The organism is Streptomyces sp. NPDC005811 (genome assembly GCF_040630405.1).
Lineage (GTDB): Bacteria > Actinomycetota > Actinomycetes > Streptomycetales > Streptomycetaceae > Streptomyces.
The window spans coordinates 1-14,752 of sequence record NZ_JBEXXK010000019.1; the positions used below are offsets into that span (position 1 = coordinate 1).

Annotated in this window: 14 protein-coding genes; 10 read left to right on the forward strand and 4 right to left on the reverse strand. The window is 72.0% G+C overall.

Going from position 1 to position 14,752, the window contains the following annotated elements; all coding sequences use genetic code 11:
• From ABZ490_RS21230 to ABZ490_RS21240, 3 genes are all read right to left on the reverse strand, one after another.
• The coding region (locus tag ABZ490_RS21230) for an NADH-quinone oxidoreductase subunit C (protein ID WP_358992202.1) at window positions 1-840 on the reverse strand (840 nt) is incomplete at its 3' end.
• The gene (locus ABZ490_RS21235) at window positions 837-1,460 is read right to left on the reverse strand and encodes an NADH-quinone oxidoreductase subunit B family protein (protein WP_358992204.1); all 624 of its coding nucleotides are present in this window, start codon (window positions 1,458-1,460) and stop codon (window positions 837-839) included. The genes ABZ490_RS21235 and ABZ490_RS21230, both read right to left, overlap by 4 nt.
• Window positions 1,451-1,846: an NADH-quinone oxidoreductase subunit A gene (locus ABZ490_RS21240; protein ID WP_358992206.1), complete on the reverse strand. Its 396-nt coding sequence runs from the start codon at window positions 1,844-1,846 to the stop codon at window positions 1,451-1,453. The genes ABZ490_RS21235 and ABZ490_RS21240 overlap by 10 nt, the downstream gene beginning before the upstream one ends.
• A 209-nt stretch (window positions 1,847-2,055) precedes the next feature.
• Between ABZ490_RS21240 and ABZ490_RS21245 the strand changes: the two genes are divergently transcribed.
• The 9 genes from ABZ490_RS21245 to ABZ490_RS21285 all read left to right on the forward strand — a co-directional run bounded on the left by ABZ490_RS21245 (window position 2,056) and on the right by ABZ490_RS21285 (window position 12,493).
• Entirely contained in the window at window positions 2,056-3,258 is a 1,203-nt protein-coding gene (locus ABZ490_RS21245) for a sensor domain-containing protein (RefSeq protein ID WP_358992208.1), read from the forward strand.
• Window positions 3,259-3,360: 102 nt separating this feature from the next.
• Entirely contained in the window at window positions 3,361-4,749 is a 1,389-nt protein-coding gene (locus ABZ490_RS21250; RefSeq protein ID WP_358992210.1) for a sensor domain-containing protein, read from the forward strand.
• A gap of 161 nt (window positions 4,750-4,910) precedes the next feature.
• Window positions 4,911-5,582 carry a response regulator transcription factor gene (locus ABZ490_RS21255; RefSeq protein ID WP_358992212.1) on the forward strand — a complete coding sequence of 224 codons (672 nt, stop codon included), beginning with the start codon at window positions 4,911-4,913 and terminating at the stop codon, window positions 5,580-5,582.
• 274 nt (window positions 5,583-5,856) lie between these two features.
• Complete coding sequence (locus tag ABZ490_RS21260) at window positions 5,857-7,809, forward strand: 2-oxoacid:acceptor oxidoreductase subunit alpha (RefSeq protein WP_358992214.1); 1,953 nt, start codon at window positions 5,857-5,859, stop codon at window positions 7,807-7,809.
• Window positions 7,799-8,851, forward strand: a complete 1,053-nt coding sequence (locus tag ABZ490_RS21265; RefSeq protein WP_358992216.1) for a 2-oxoacid:ferredoxin oxidoreductase subunit beta — start codon at window positions 7,799-7,801, stop codon at window positions 8,849-8,851. The genes ABZ490_RS21260 and ABZ490_RS21265 overlap by 11 nt, the downstream gene beginning before the upstream one ends.
• A gap of 109 nt (window positions 8,852-8,960) precedes the next feature.
• Window positions 8,961-9,815 carry an SDR family oxidoreductase gene (locus ABZ490_RS21270; RefSeq protein ID WP_358992218.1) on the forward strand — a complete coding sequence of 285 codons (855 nt, stop codon included), beginning with the start codon at window positions 8,961-8,963 and terminating at the stop codon, window positions 9,813-9,815.
• Between the two features lie 136 nt (window positions 9,816-9,951).
• Window positions 9,952-10,902, forward strand: coding sequence for an EamA family transporter RarD (rarD, locus tag ABZ490_RS21275; RefSeq protein WP_358992219.1), 951 nt, complete (start codon window positions 9,952-9,954; stop codon window positions 10,900-10,902).
• A gap of 30 nt (window positions 10,903-10,932) precedes the next feature.
• A complete protein-coding gene (locus ABZ490_RS21280) occupies window positions 10,933-11,397 on the forward strand; it encodes a VOC family protein (protein ID WP_358992221.1) in 465 nt (154 codons plus the stop codon).
• A 154-nt stretch (window positions 11,398-11,551) separates the two neighbouring features.
• Window positions 11,552-12,493, forward strand: a complete 942-nt coding sequence (locus ABZ490_RS21285; protein WP_358992223.1) for a M28 family metallopeptidase — start codon at window positions 11,552-11,554, stop codon at window positions 12,491-12,493.
• A gap of 26 nt (window positions 12,494-12,519) precedes the next feature.
• Here ABZ490_RS21285 and ABZ490_RS21290 read toward each other — a convergent pair whose 3' ends face one another.
• Window positions 12,520-14,007 carry a tetratricopeptide repeat protein gene (locus tag ABZ490_RS21290; protein WP_358992225.1) on the reverse strand — a complete coding sequence of 496 codons (1,488 nt, stop codon included), beginning with the start codon at window positions 14,005-14,007 and terminating at the stop codon, window positions 12,520-12,522.
• 179 nt (window positions 14,008-14,186) lie between these two features.
• Here ABZ490_RS21290 and ABZ490_RS21295 point away from each other — a divergent pair, with 179 nt between their 5' ends.
• Complete coding sequence (locus tag ABZ490_RS21295; protein WP_358992227.1) at window positions 14,187-14,711, forward strand: DUF6668 family protein; 525 nt, start codon at window positions 14,187-14,189, stop codon at window positions 14,709-14,711.
• The last annotated feature ends 41 nt before the right edge of the window (window positions 14,712-14,752 follow it).

The window sequence follows — 14,752 nt, forward strand, 5'->3', positions numbered from 1 at the left end:
CGGGACGGCCGGCGCTTCCGGGGGCGCCTGGCTGGCGGAGCCCTCGGCCGCAGTGCGCGAGCGGCGGGCCGTCGACAGAGGCGGGGCCGACGTCCCGGACGGCGCGCCGGTCTCCGGGACGGCCGGCGCCTCCGGGGGCGCCTGGCTGGCAGAGCCCTCGGCCGCGGTGCGGGTGCGGCGGGGTGGGCGTTCGCCCGGGGCCGGGCGGGCCGGGCGGTCGCCTGCGGTGCGGCCGGCCGCTGCCCGGGCCGGGCGGGACGGGGCGGGCGGGAGCTGGCCCTTGAGGGGGCCCCATTCGTTCGGGTCGGGGACGCCGGGGGGCAGCATCTGGCGGCGCTTGGGGCCGCCGTGCTCGGATTCGCCCGGTTCCTTGGCGCCGGGCCAGGCCTTGGCGACCCGGGCCGCGAGGACGAAGTCCTTGCGGAGGGGGTGGCCCTCGAAGTTCTCGGGGAGGAGGAGGTGGTGCGGGAAGGGGTGGCCCTCGAAGGCGACGCCGAACATTTCGCGGGTCTCGCGCTCGTGCCAGCCGGCGCCCGCGTAGACGTCGACGGCGGAGGCGAGGACCGGGGCCTCGTGCGGGACGGTCGTGCGCAGGAGCAGGCGGCGGACCGGGGCGAGGGCGACGACATGGGCTGCGACGCGGAAGCCGGTGCCCGGTTCGTCGACGGCGCTCAGCCAGTCGAAGTAGGTGCAGGAGAGCTCGTCGCGGGCGGTGCGCAGGGCGTCGGTCCAGGAGGCGGGCGGGACGTCGACGGTCAGGACGTCGTAGGACTCCTCGGCCGTGGCGTCCGGGCCGAAGAGGTCCTCGACGGGGGCGGGCAGCCAGCCGATGGTGGTCATCCCGCGTTCCCCTCTGCGGTGGGCGGCTTCACGAGGCCGCTCTGGAGGGCGGCGGCCGAGGGACGGGAGGTGCCGTAGCGCTCGTGCAGGGACTCCCGGGCGATCTTCTCCTGGAGCTTGAGGATGCCTTGGAGGAGCGCCTCGGGGCGGGGCGGGCAGCCGGGGACGTAGACGTCGACGGGGATGATCTGGTCGACGCCCTTCGTCACGGAGTACGAGTCCCAGTAGGGGCCGCCGCAGTTGCTGCACGCGCCGAAGGAGATGACGTACTTCGGCTCGGGCATCTGCTCGTAGAGGCGCTTCACCGCGGGGGCCATCTTGTCGGTGACCGTGCCGGAGACGACCATCAGGTCGGCCTGGCGGGGGCCCGGGGCGAAGGGGATGACGCCGAGGCGGATGAAGTCGTGGCGGGCCATCGACGCGGCGATGAACTCGATGGCGCAGCAGGCGAGGCCGAAGTTGAAGACCCAGAGCGAGTAGCGGCGGCCCCAGTTGAGGACGACCTTCATCGGCTCGGGGGCGAGGCGCGCGAGGGCGCCCAGGCGCTTCGGCTCCGGAAGGAAAACGGGTGCGGAGGCCGTCGCTTCGGCGGAAGCGGTCGCCTCGGGGGTCACGTCCATGTCAGGACGCCCTTCTTGTATGCGTACAGCAGGCCTACGGCGAGGAAGCCGAGGAAGATGAACATCTCCACGAGGGTCGTGGCGCCGTAGCCGGGGGCGGCGAAGACCGTCGCCCAGGGGAACAGGAAGATCGAGTCGACGGCGAAGATGACGTAGAGGAAGGCGTAGACGTAGTAGCGGACCTGGGTGTGGGCCCAGCCCTCGCCGACGGGGTCGACGCCGCACTCGTACGTCAGGAGCTTCTCGGGGGTCGGGACCACCGGGCGCAGCAGGCGCCCGGCGCCGAAGGCGACGGCCACGAACAGCACGCCGACCAGGGCGAGCAGTCCGACGACCGAATAGGACCGGAAGTAGTCCGCCGCGATCTCGACGGTCGGTTCCCGCACGTCCGTCCCCTCGCTCCCTGACCTCAGCCTCTTCGGCTTCTTCGGCCACTCGGGCCACTTCGACGATCTGTACGCACGGAGTCTAGGCCCTGATAAAGGGACGGTAAGCAGCCCGTCACGCCTTGGACCGTGGGGCGGGGGTTTTCCCCAGGAGACCCGGGCGGGGAACCTCATGGCGCCGAAGCGTGCGGCGCGGCACGCTAACGCATATGACCACTTCCCACCAGCCCGACGGCCTCCGACCCGACGACGAGCTGCCGCCGGTGAAGCCCGCGCTCGACCTGCAGACGTGGAAGGAGATCGCGCATCTTCTGGCGAACCTGCCGATGTCGTTGGTCGGGTTCGTCTATGTGATGACGGTGTTGTTCACGGGCGCCTCGCTGACCCTCACCGTGGTCGGGTTGCCGCTGCTGGCGCTCGGGCTGGCGGGGGCGCGGCTGATGGGCCGGTTCGAGCGGGGTCGGGCGCGGCTGCTGCTGGGGCTGCGGGTCGACGAGCCGAGCCCGCTGCCGTTGCGCCGGGCGGGCGGGCCGCTCGCGCGGATGTGGCTGGCGCTGAAGGATCCGGTGGCCTGGCGCACGGTGCTCTACGACTTCGTCCGGCTGCCCTGGGGCATCCTCACCTTCACCGTCGTCCTGCCCGCCCTGTTCGTGCTGTGGCCGATCCTCCCCTACCTCGCGCGGGGGCTGACCAATGTGGACCGGGCGATGGTGCGGGCGCTGCTGTCGCCGTCGGACGAGCTGGAGCGGCGGATCGCGGAGCTGGAGTCGGACCGGGGGGTCGTGGTGGACACGGCGGCGGCCGATCTGCGGCGGATCGAGCGGGATCTGCACGACGGGGCGCAGGCGCGGCTGGTCAATCTGGCGATGGGGCTGGGGCTGGCGAAGGAGAAGCTCCAGGAGGGGCGGGCCGACGACGTGGTGGCGGCGATGGTCGAGGAGGCGCACGGCGAGGTGAAGCTCGCGCTGCAGGAGCTGCGGGATCTGGCGCGGGGCATCCATCCGGCCGTGCTGACGGACCGGGGGCTGGACGCGGCGCTGTCGGCGGTGGCCTCGCGGTGCACGGTGCCGGTGAAGGTGAGCGTCGATCTGGCGTCCAGACCGGCGCAGGCCATCGAGGGGATCGCCTACTTCACCGTCTCGGAGCTGCTCCAGAACATCAGCAAGCACAGCGGGGCGCGGTCGGCGTCGGTGGAGGTGTGGCGGACGGACGAGCGGCTGCTCATCCAGGTCGGCGACGACGGCCGGGGTGGTGCGCGGCTCGACGCGGGGACGGGGATGCGGGGGCTCGCGGAACGGCTGGACGCGGTGGACGGGGTGTTCGTGGTGGAGTCGCCGGCCGGCGGCCCGACGACGGTGACGGCGGAGCTGCCGTGGCGGGAGCGGCGGCCGGAGGGTGAGCCGACGGGGTAGGGAAAACCCCCCGTTCCATAGGCCGACGGCCTCCATGGCCCGCAGGAGCTGCGCCGGGGAGGGTGGAGGTAGGGCAGGAGACGAGCAGAACGGACGGCGCCGATGGCCACGCAGTACGGGCAGTCAGGGCAGTACGGACGGTACGAGCCGTACGACGGTGAGCACGAGGAGTCGTACGGGGCTCACGGGGTGCGGCGTCGGCTGCCGGCCGTGCTGCTGGAGCCGGTCAGCGGGCGGCACTGGCGGGAGCTGGCCTATGTGCTGCTCGGTTTCCCGCTGAGCGTGACGCTGTTCGTCTTCACCGTGACCATGCTGTCGGTCGGGGCGGGGCTGCTGGTGACGTTCCTCGGCATCCCGGTGCTGGCGGCGGGGCTGGCGGCGTGCCGGGGCTTCGGGGCGCTGGAGCGGGCGCGGGCGCGGGGGCTGCTGGGGCTGGAGGTGCGGGATCCGGAGCCGTTGCGGGTGCGGGGGCGGGACGGGCAGGCCGGGCCGATGGCGTGGATGGGGGCGGTGCTGAAGAACGGGAGCTCGTGGCGGCACGCGTTGTTCGTTCTGGTGCAGTTCCCGTGGGCGGTGTTCTCGTTCTGTGTGACGGTCACCGTGTGGGCGTTCGGCTGGACGATGCTGACGTATCCGCTGTGGTTCTGGCTGTTCCCGATGTACGGCGGGCAGGGCGGGCTCCAGCTGTACGGCGACGACCACCACCGGGTGTATCTGGACAACCCCTTCGAGATCACCGTCACGGCGTCGGTGGGGCTGCTGGTGACGCTGGCGACGCCGTGGATCGTGCGGGCGCTGACGACGGTGGACCGGGTGCTGGTGCACGGGCTGCTCGGGCCGTCGCGGCTGGCGTCGCGGGTGGTGGAGCTGGAGTCGGACCGGGGGGTCGTGGTGGACACGGCGGCGGCGGATCTGCGGCGGATCGAGCGGGATCTGCACGACGGGGCGCAGGCGCGGCTGGTGGCGCTGGCGATGGATCTGGGGCTGGCGAAGGAGAAGCTGCGGGAGGATCCGCGGGCGGCGGCACGGATGGTGGACGAGGCGCACGGTGAGGTGAAGACGGCGCTGCAGGAGCTGCGGGATCTGGCGCGGGGGATTCATCCGGCGGTGCTGACCGACCGGGGGCTGGACGCGGCGCTGTCGGCGGTGGCCTCACGGTGCACGGTGCCGGTCCGGGTGGAGGTGGATCTGGGGGCGGCCCGGCCGGTGGCGGCGATCGAGGGGATCGCGTACTTCACGGTCTCGGAGCTGCTCCAGAACATCAGCAAGCACAGCGGGGCCCGGTCCGCGTCGGTGGAGGTGTGGCGGGTGGAGGACCGGTTGATGGTGCAGGTGGTGGACGACGGGGTGGGCGGTGCGGAGCTGTCCGGGGGGTCGGGGCTGGCGGGGCTCGCGGAGCGCTTGGACGCGGTGGACGGCGTCCTGGTGGTGGATTCGCCGGCCGGGGGGCCGACCCGGGTGGTGGCGGAGCTGCCCTGGCGGGCCTCCTGAGGGCCTCCTGAGCGGTCTCGTGCGTGCTTCTTTCCCCCCGGCCTGTGTCTCTTTCTCGCCGTCCTCCCCCGCCGTAGGCCCATTGGCAGGTGCGGGACGCCTCTTTGCTGGAATGCTGGAGGTGTTCGACTTGACGGGTGGACGGCTGGGGGGCCGGGAGCGTGGAGGACAGGGTGCGGGTGGTCATCGCCGAGGATTCGGTGCTGTTGCGGGAGGGGCTGACCCGGTTGCTCACCGACCGGGGGCATGAGGTCGTGGCCGGGGTCGGGGATGCCGAGGCGCTGCTGAAGACGGTCACCGAGCTGCACGACGAGGGGGCGCTGCCCGATGTCGTCGTCGCCGATGTGCGGATGCCGCCCACGCACACCGACGAGGGGGTGCGGGCCGCCGTACAGCTGCGCAAGGAGCATCCGGGGCTCGGGGTGCTGGTGCTGTCACAGTATGTGGAGGAGAGGTACGCCACCGAACTGCTGGCCGGTTCCAGCCGTGGCGTGGGGTATCTGCTCAAGGACCGGGTCGCCGAGGTGCGGGAGTTCGTGGACGCCGTGGTGCGGGTGGCGTCCGGCGGGACCGCGCTCGATCCGGAGGTCGTCGCGCAGTTGCTGGGGCGCAGCCGTCAGCAGGATGTGCTGGCGGGTCTCACTCCGCGTGAGCGGGAGGTGCTGGGGCTGATGGCGGAGGGGCGGACCAACTCCGCCATCGCGCGTCAGCTGGTCGTCAGCGACGGGGCCGTGGAGAAGCACGTCAGCAATATTTTCCTGAAGCTCGGGCTGTCGCCCAGTGACGGGGATCACCGTCGGGTTCTAGCAGTTCTCACCTACCTCAATTCGTGACGGAGTGGCACTGTGGCCCGACGATGACTCGACCGTGATCAGAGCCGTGCTCGACGTCGTTCCTCGCGTGAACCGGGGAACTCGGACGGTGCGTCTACCGGGGCGACACCGTGGGGCGGGAAATCATGACAAGTCGGGGTGCCGGGCCGTCTCAGGGCAGTGACCGTCATACGAACGGCCGAGGGAAGGCGACCCTTACAGACGTAGGGTTGATCCAGGGAGGGCCTTCGCGAAGACCCCTCCGGGACAGCCACCTCGAGGGAGGTCCAGTTCAGTGACCAGTCGGGTCAGCAGCGCAACGGGACAGACCGGGCAGGCCGAGCAGGCCGACGGGACCGTCGTGGGAGAACAGCGCAGACCGGACGCGACGGCGAAGGACGTACGCCGTCTCGACCGGGTGATCATCAGGTTCGCGGGGGACTCGGGTGACGGTATGCAGCTCACCGGTGACCGCTTCACCTCCGAGACGGCCTCGTTCGGCAACGATCTGTCCACCCTGCCGAACTTCCCGGCCGAGATCCGCGCGCCCGCCGGCACGCTCCCCGGCGTCTCCTCGTTCCAGCTGCACTTCGCCGACCACGACATCCTCACACCGGGCGACGCACCGAACGTGCTGGTCGCGATGAATCCGGCGGCCCTGAAGGCCAACATCGGGGACGTTCCGCGCGGGGCGGAGATCATCGTCAACACCGACGAGTTCACCAAACGCGCCATGCAGAAAGTGGGGTACGCGGCCTCGCCGCTGGAGGACGGCTCCCTCGACGGCTACCAGCTCCATCCGGTCCCGCTGACCACGCTGACCGTCGAGGCCCTCAAGGAATTCGACCTCACCCGCAAGGAGGCCGAGCGCAGCAAGAACATGTTCGCGCTCGGCCTCTTGTCGTGGATGTACCACCGCCCCACCGAGGGCACGGAGAAGTTCCTCAAGTCGAAGTTCGCCAGGAAACCGGACATCGCGGCCGCCAACATCGCCGCCTTCCGGGCCGGCTGGAACTTCGGCGAGACGACCGAGGACTTCGCCGTCTCCTACGAGGTCGCCCCGGCGGCGAAGGCCTTCCCCGTCGGGACCTACCGGAACATCTCCGGGAACCTGGCCCTCGCCTACGGGCTGGTCACGGCCTCCCGGCAGGCCGATCTTCCGCTGTTCCTGGGGTCGTACCCGATCACCCCGGCCTCGGACATCCTGCACGAGCTGAGCCGGCACAAGAACTTCGGTGTGCGCACCTTCCAGGCCGAGGACGAGATCGCCGGGATCGGTGCCGCGCTGGGGGCGGCCTTCGGGGGGTCCCTCGCCGTCACGACGACGAGCGGCCCCGGTGTGGCGCTGAAGTCGGAGACCATCGGGCTCGCGGTCTCGCTGGAGCTGCCGCTGCTGGTCGTCGACATCCAGCGCGGCGGGCCCTCGACCGGGCTGCCGACCAAGACCGAGCAGGCCGACCTGCTCCAGGCGATGTACGGGCGCAACGGCGAGGCCCCGGTGCCGATCGTCGCCCCCTGCACGCCCGCCGACTGCTTCGACGCCGCCCTGGAGGCCGCGCGGATCGCGCTGACGTACCGCACCCCCGTCTTCCTCCTCTCCGACGGCTACCTCGCCAACGGCTCCGAGCCCTGGCGCATCCCCGAGGTGGACGAGCTGCCCGATCTGCGGGTGCAGTTCGCGTCGGGGCCGAACCACACCCTGGACGACGGCACCGAGGTCTTCTGGCCGTACAAGCGGGATCCGCAGACCCTCGCCCGGCCGTGGGCGATCCCGGGCACCCCGGGCCTCGAGCACCGCATCGGCGGCATCGAGAAGCAGGACGGCACCGGGAACATCTCCTACGACCCGGCCAACCACGACCTGATGGTCCGCACCCGCCAGGCCAAGATCGACGGCATCGAGGTGCCCGACCTGCGGGTCGACGACCCGGACGGGGCGAGGACCCTGGTGCTGGGCTGGGGGTCGACGTACGGGCCGATCACCGCCGCCGTACGACGGCTGCGGGCGGCCGGGGAGGCGGTCGCGCAGGCCCATCTGCGGCATCTGAACCCCTTCCCCCGCAACCTGGGCGAGGTGCTCGGGGCGTACGACAGGGTCGTCGTCCCCGAGATGAACCTCGGCCAGCTCGCCACCCTCGTGCGGGCGAGGTATCTGGTCGACGCCCGCTCCTACAACCAGGTGAACGGCATGCCGTTCAAGGCGGAGCAGCTCGCCGCGGCGCTCAAGGAGGCCATCCATGACCACTGAGCCACTCCACCTCGTGCCCAAGGCCGAAGGCCGGCAGTCCATGAAGGACTTCAAGTCGGACCAGGAGGTGCGCTGGTGCCCGGGCTGCGGCGACTACGCGATCCTCGCAGCGGTCCAGGGGTTCATGCCGGAACTGGGGCTGGCGAGGGAGAACATCGTCTTCGTCTCCGGCATCGGCTGCTCCTCGCGCTTCCCGTACTACATGAACACCTACGGGATGCACTCCATCCACGGCCGGGCCCCGGCGATCGCGACCGGGCTCGCCGCCAGCCGCCGCGATCTGAGCGTCTGGGTGGTGACGGGTGACGGGGACGCGCTGTCCATCGGCGGCAACCACCTCATCCACGCCCTGCGCCGCAACGTCAACCTCAAGATCCTCCTCTTCAACAACAGGATCTACGGCCTCACGAAGGGCCAGTACTCCCCCACCTCCGAGGTCGGCAAGATCACCAAGTCGACGCCGATGGGATCGCTGGACGCCCCCTTCAACCCGGTCTCCCTGGCCCTCGGCGCCGAGGCCTCCTTCGTCGCCCGGACCATCGACTCCGACCGCAGGCATCTGACGGAGGTGCTCCGGCAGGCCGCCGCGCACCCGGGCACGGCGCTGATCGAGATCTACCAGAACTGCAACATCTTCAACGACGGCGCCTTCGACGCCGTCAAGGACAAGCAGCAGGCCGAGGAGGCCGTGATCCGGCTGGAGCACGGGCAGCCGATCCGGTTCGGGGCCGAGGGCGGCAAGGGCGTCGTGCGGGACGCGGCCACCGGCGACCTGCGGGTCGTCGCCGTGACCCCGGAGAACGAGGGGGACATCCTGGTCCACGACGCGCAGGCGGCGTCCCCGACCACCGCCTTCGCGCTCTCCCGGCTCGCCGACCCCGACACCCTGCACAACACCCCGATCGGTGTGCTGCGCTCCGTGGAGCGGCCGGTCTACGACACCCAGATGGCCGACCAGCTCGACACGGCCGTCGAGCAGCACGGCAAGGGCGATCTGGCCGCGCTGCTGGCGGGCGGGGACACCTGGACGGTCGTCGGCTGAGGCACTTACTTCTGGGTATGTACCTTACTTTGAAGTGGGTACTTTCACTTAGTTAGCGCTCCTCCTAGGGTGGGTGGCAGACCCGCTACCCCCCTAGGAGTTCTGAGCCATGAGCATCGTCGTCACCGGAGCCACCGGAAAGCTCGGCCGCCACGTCGTGGAGCAGTTGCTGGAGAAGGTTCCGGCGGAGCAGATCACGGCCGTCGTGCGCGACGAGGCCAAGGCCGCCGACTTCGCCGCACGCGGCGTGAAGCTCGCGGTCGCCGACTACAACACCCCCGAGACCTTCGACGGCCTGTTCGCGGCCGGCGACAAGGTGCTGCTGATCTCGGGCAACGAGTTCGACAAGGGCCGTCCCGGGCAGCACCAGGTCGTCATCGACCGGGCGAAGGCCGCCGGGGTCGCGCTGCTGGCGTACACCAGCGCGCCGGGCTCGCTGAGCGCCGCCCTGGCCGACGACCACCGTGCCACCGAGGCCGCGCTGACCTCCTCGGGCGTGCCGTACGCGCTGCTGCGCAACGGCTGGTACCACGAGAACTACACCGAGCAGCTCGCCCCGGTCCTGGAGCACAACGCGGTCGTCGCGGCCGCCGGTGAGGGCCGGGTGTCCTCCGCCTCCCGCGCGGACTACGCGGCCGCCGCCGTCGCCGTGCTGACCGGCGAGGGCCACGAGAACAAGACGTACGAGCTGGGCGGCGACGAGGCGTGGGGCTTCGCCGAGTACGCGGCCGAGCTGAGCCGGCAGACCGGCAAGGAGATCGTCTACAGCGCGGTGCCCGGCGAGGCGCTCGTCGGCATCCTGACCGGCGCGGGGCTGCCCGAGCCGTTCGCCGCGATCCTGGCCGGCGTGGACGCGTCGATCGAGAAGGGCGAGCTGGTGGTCGACAGCGGCGACCTCTCGCGCCTGGCGGGCCGCCCGACCACCCCGCTCGCCGAGGCGATCACGGCCGCGCTCAAGGGCTGACCCGCCCCGCACGGCCTTCTCACCCCCGCCTGTCATGACCGTATGGCGATACGGGCATGACGGACGGGGGTCTTCGGCGTTACCTTCGTGCACGCGTGCGTGAGGGCGCGCGAGGACGTGAGAAGGAGGGGCGCCCGTGGCCGGGTCGTCGAAGGGTGAGGGCCGGATAGGTCTGCTGAACGGCTTCGCGGCGTACGGGATGTGGGGGCTGGTCCCCCTGTTCTGGCCCCTGCTGAAGCCCGCCGGGGCGGTGGAGATCCTCGCCCACCGCATGGTGTGGTCCCTGGCCTTCGTCGCCGCGGCCCTGCTGGTCGTACGGCGCTGGGCGTGGGCCGGGGAACTGCTGCGGCAACCGCGCCGGCTCGGTCTGGTGGTGATCGCCGCGGCCGTCATCACGGTCAACTGGGGCGTCTACATCTGGGCCGTGAACTCCGGGCACGTGGTGGAGGCCTCCCTCGGGTACTTCATCAATCCGCTGGTCACCATCGCGATGGGCGTGCTGCTCCTGAAGGAGCGGCTGCGGCCCGTGCAGTGGGTGGCGGTCGGCGTCGGGGCGACCGCGGTGGTCGTGCTGACCGTGGGGTACGGCCGTCCGCCGTGGATCTCCCTGTGCCTGGCGTTCTCCTTCGCCACGTACGGCCTCGTGAAGAAGAAGGTCAACCTCGGCGGCGTGGAGTCGCTGGCCGCGGAGACCGCGATCCAGTTCCTGCCCGCGCTGGGCTATCTGCTGTGGCTGTCGGCGCACGGCGGCGCCACCTTCACCTCCGAGGGCGCCGGTCACGCGGCCCTGCTGGCCTCGACCGGTGTGGTCACCGCGCTGCCCCTGGTGTGCTTCGGGGCCGCCGCCATCCGGGTGCCGCTGTCCACGCTCGGGCTGCTCCAGTACATGGCGCCGGTGTTCCAGTTCCTGCTCGGGGTCGTCTACTTCGGCGAGGAGATGCCGGCCGAGCGCTGGGCCGGGTTCGGGCTGGTGTGGCTGGCGCTGGTGCTGCTGACCGCCGAGGCGTGGCGCTCCGCGCGCAGGCCGCGGGTGTCCGTGGAGGTGCCGCCGGTTTCCCAGGTGCCGTCCGCCGCGGTGGACGTGTGAGCGGGCCGACGGGCTGATTGAGTGGTCCGCATGACCGAGACACCCGCACCCGTCCACTGGAAGCTCGTCGTCGACGCCGCCGATCCGCACACCCAGGCCGACTTCTGGGCCGGGGCGCTGCACTACGCGGTGGAGGACAACAGCGCGCTCGTCGAGCGGCTTCTGGCGGCCGGCGCGCTGCCGGGGGCGGCGACCGTGGAGTTCCACGGCCGTCCGGCCTTCCGGGACCTGATCGCCGTACGGCATCCGGAGGACCCGTTCGACGCGGACAGCGGGACCGGGCTGGGGCGGCGGCTGCTGTTCCAGCGGGTGCCGGAGGCGAAGACGGTGAAGAACCGGCTGCACCTCGACCTGCACCCCGGCGCGGGGCGGCGGGCCGACGAGGTGGAACGGCTGCGGGCGCTCGGGGCGAGTGTGCTGCGGGAGGTGGCGGAGCCGTCCGGGGCGTGGGTGGTGATGGCGGATCCCGAGGGCAACGAATTCTGCGTGCACTAGGCGCGCCGGGGCGACGATTTCCGCGGGGGCGTCCGGAATGTGAACCTCCTGTCCTGATAGCGCTCTTGACGCGCCGTTGGTGGAGCGTTCACCATCCTGGAACCCCATTCACTGTGGAATCCCTGTGATTCCCGCGGAATTCGGAGCCCCCCACATGAAGCTCTCGGTTCCCGGGCGTACGGCGGCCGCCTGCGCCTGCTCGATTGTCATGCTCCTGACTGGCGGAGCGATAGCCGGCGCGGCTCCCGCACCCCTGGCCGCCGCCCCCGACATCCCCGTGGCGAACGTCAAGGCCCACCTCGCGCAGCTCCAGTCCATCGCCACCGCCAACGGCGGCAACCGCGCCCATGGCCGGGCCGGCTACAAGGCCTCGCTGGACTATGTGAAGGCCAAGCTGGACGCCGCCGGGTACACCACCGTCATCCAGCAGTTCACCTCCTCCGGCCGCACCGGCTACAACCTGGTCGCCGACTGGCCCGGCGGCAACACCGACCAGGTCGTCATGGCCGGCTCCCACCTCGACAGCGTCAGCGCCGGGGCGGGCATCAACGACAACGGCTCCGGTTCGGCGGCCGTCCTGGAGACCGCCCTCGCCGTGTCCCGGGCCGGCTACCAGCCCACCAGGCATCTGCGGTTCGCCTGGTGGGGCGCCGAGGAACTGGGCATGGTCGGCTCGCGGTACTACGTCAACAACCTCTCCTCCGCGAACCGCGCCCGGATCAGCGGCTACCTCAACTTCGACATGGTCGGCTCGCCGAACCCCGGCTACTTCGTCTACGACGACGACCCGGCCATCGAGAAGACCTTCAAGGACTACTTCGCCGGCCTCGGCGTGGCGACGGAGATCGAGACCGAGGGCGACGGGCGTTCCGACCACGCGCCCTTCAAGAACGCGGGCGTCCCGGTCGGCGGGCTGTTCAGCGGCGCCGACTACATCAAGACGGCGGCGCAGGCGGCCAAGTGGGGCGGTACGGCCGGGCAGGCCTTCGACCGCTGCTACCACTCCTCCTGCGACACCACCGCGAACATCAACGACACCGCCCTGAACCGCAACGCGGACGCGCTCGCGTACGCGGTGTGGACCTTGTCGTCCTGACCCGGCCGGCCTGCCTACCCACCTACCTACCGGCCCGGCCCTCCGGCCCTGCGGGCGCGTTCCGCCAGCCGGAGCATCCGGGCACGGGCGGACTCCAGTTCCTCGGCGTCGTCGGCGGCCGGGCCCTCCTCGGTCGTCAGCTCCGTCCACAGGCCGAGGAGTTCGCTGCCCAGGTTCAGGCCCTGCAAGGGGTCGCGCACGGCGCGCCAGGCAGCAGCCGCACTCTGGACATTGCCGTACGCGGCCTCGCCGTCCCGGGCCCGGCGGCGGATCCGGGCCAGGTCCAGGGAGACGTGGAAGGCCCGCAGCGGGTCGCCCGCCAGGTAGGCGATGTACGCGCTGAGTTCACGCAGCCGGAGCACCTCGGGGTGCTCCGGTCCCAGCGTTCCCGAGGCCTCCAGCACGGTCCGCTCGGCGAGCCCGGCGGCCGTGTCGATACGGCCGGCCCGCACGGCCTCGTTGATCTGCGCCATCGGCTCCCCGAGCAGCGCGGGGGCACCGTCGGTGCCGGGGAGGGTGCGGGGGTCGTCACCGAGGACCGCCTCCGCCACGGCGTCGAAGCCACGGGCGGGGGTCGGCTTGGGGTCGGGGTCGAGCGCGGCGGCCGACTCGGGGTCGGGAGTGGCAGCGGGGGTGAAGGCCAGAAGGGGCTTCAGCTCCGGCTCGGGGGCGGGGAGGGCGGCTTCCGGGAAGCGGTGCGGGGCGTGCTCCGAGGCGCGGTCCCGGTACCGGTCCTCGTCCGGGGCGGCGAGCGCCCCGGGCTCCGGGAAAGGGGACGGCGCGTGCTCCTGCGAGGCAGGCATCGCGCCGTCCGGCCGGAGGTCCATGGCCGGGGGTGGGCCGAAGACCCCCGTGGGGGCCACGACCGTGCCGAGGGTCTGCGCCGGGGGCGCCGGGGGCAGCGGCGGGACGCCGCCCTGGGGCTCTTCCGGTGCCTGTACCTGCCGCAGGACGTGCGTGGGCTTGTCCCGGCGGGGTTCTTCGGGAGCGGGCGACGGGGCTTCCGGGGCCGGGGACACCTGGGTTTCCGGGGCCGGGGGTGCCGAAGCAGTCGGAGCCGCCGGAGCGGTCGGAGTCGCCGGAGCAGCAGGAGCGGTCGGAGTCGCCGGACCGCTCAGGACCGGGAGGACCACCGTGGGCGCGGCCGGCGCGATCGGCGCGATCGGGGCGCCCGGGGCCGCCGAGGCCAGCTGTGCCGCGGACACCGCCGGTGCCCGCAGCGGCTCCGCCGTGAAGTGGCTGGAGCCGTCCGTGTCGATGCGGAGGGGGACGACGTAACCGATGCGCTCGTCGTGGACCGTGGCGAGGACGGGGTGCCCGGTGGCGAGGGCGATGCGGTGGAGCTGGCCCAGGACGGCGTGCTGGATCTCCTCGCCGTCGGCCGCCGCGACCGGCACTCCCCCTATCGTCGCCGGGCCGCCCGCGCGGACGTGGACGTCGAGCGGCGCGACCACGGCGGCGGACCATCCGGCGCGGTTCTGTTCCCGCTTCTTCTCACGACTCAGTCGAGACATCGGTTCCTCACTCGGATGCGTCGTCACGCTCCGGGTCGTCCAGGTGCGCGTACGCGTGCACGTACTGTTGAGTCTCTCTGTTCGCTCCCGGCCGGTGCGTCACCACGACGTCACAGCCTCGTTCCAAGGACCCACACCGGGCTTGCCGGGAGCGCCCACCAGAAGGAGGGGGTACGGCCATGGGGACGACCGGGACGACTCAGGCACCGGCGGGGCGGCCGGGGCCGGAGATCTGGCTGCGCGGTCCGGTTGCCGTACCGGAGCCGCTACCGGGACCGTACCGCTCGGCCGCCGCTCCCCGCCGCTTCTCCTGGCTGGCCACGCACGGCGGGGCCGGCACCTCCACGCTCGCCGCGGTCTACGGCGGCCACGACTGCGGACGGGACTGGCCCACCCCTGGTGATCCCCCGTCCGTCCTGCTCGTGGCGCGGACGCACGCGACCGGGCTGGAGTCCGCCCTGCGCGCCCTGGAGGTCTTCCGGCGCGAAGCGGCCCCGCAGGGGTTCGACCTGGACGCGGTGGTGCTGGTCGCGGACGCGCCGGGGCGGCTGCCGCGGCCGCTGGCGCAGCGGATCCGGGTCATCGAGTCGGCCGTCGACGTCCACCGGGTGCCGTGGGTGACCGAGTGGCGCCTCGGCTACCTGGGGGGCGGGCCGCCCCGGGAGACGGAGGCGCTGGCCCGGCTCACGGGAGTCAGGCGCTGAGCGGGGGTACCCCCCGGGTGCCGTCGGCGGTCGCGATCGCC

What these genes read in the sequence shown, in the direction of transcription:
- ABZ490_RS21235 (WP_358992204.1), bottom strand. Translation starts at nt 1,460, where the DNA reads ATGGACGTGACCCCCGAGGCGACCGCTTCCGCCGAAGCGACGGCCTCC.
- ABZ490_RS21245 (WP_358992208.1), top strand. Translation starts at nt 2,056, where the DNA reads ATGACCACTTCCCACCAGCCCGACGGCCTCCGACCCGACGACGAGCTG.
- ABZ490_RS21250 (WP_358992210.1), top strand. Translation starts at nt 3,361, where the DNA reads ATGGCCACGCAGTACGGGCAGTCAGGGCAGTACGGACGGTACGAGCCG.
- ABZ490_RS21265 (WP_358992216.1), top strand. Translation starts at nt 7,799, where the DNA reads ATGACCACTGAGCCACTCCACCTCGTGCCCAAGGCCGAAGGCCGGCAG.
- ABZ490_RS21270 (WP_358992218.1), top strand. Translation starts at nt 8,961, where the DNA reads ATGAGCATCGTCGTCACCGGAGCCACCGGAAAGCTCGGCCGCCACGTC.
- ABZ490_RS21280 (WP_358992221.1), top strand. Translation starts at nt 10,933, where the DNA reads ATGACCGAGACACCCGCACCCGTCCACTGGAAGCTCGTCGTCGACGCC.
- ABZ490_RS21285 (WP_358992223.1), top strand. Translation starts at nt 11,552, where the DNA reads ATGAAGCTCTCGGTTCCCGGGCGTACGGCGGCCGCCTGCGCCTGCTCG.
- ABZ490_RS21290 (WP_358992225.1), bottom strand. Translation starts at nt 14,007, where the DNA reads ATGTCTCGACTGAGTCGTGAGAAGAAGCGGGAACAGAACCGCGCCGGA.
- ABZ490_RS21295 (WP_358992227.1), top strand. Translation starts at nt 14,187, where the DNA reads ATGGGGACGACCGGGACGACTCAGGCACCGGCGGGGCGGCCGGGGCCG.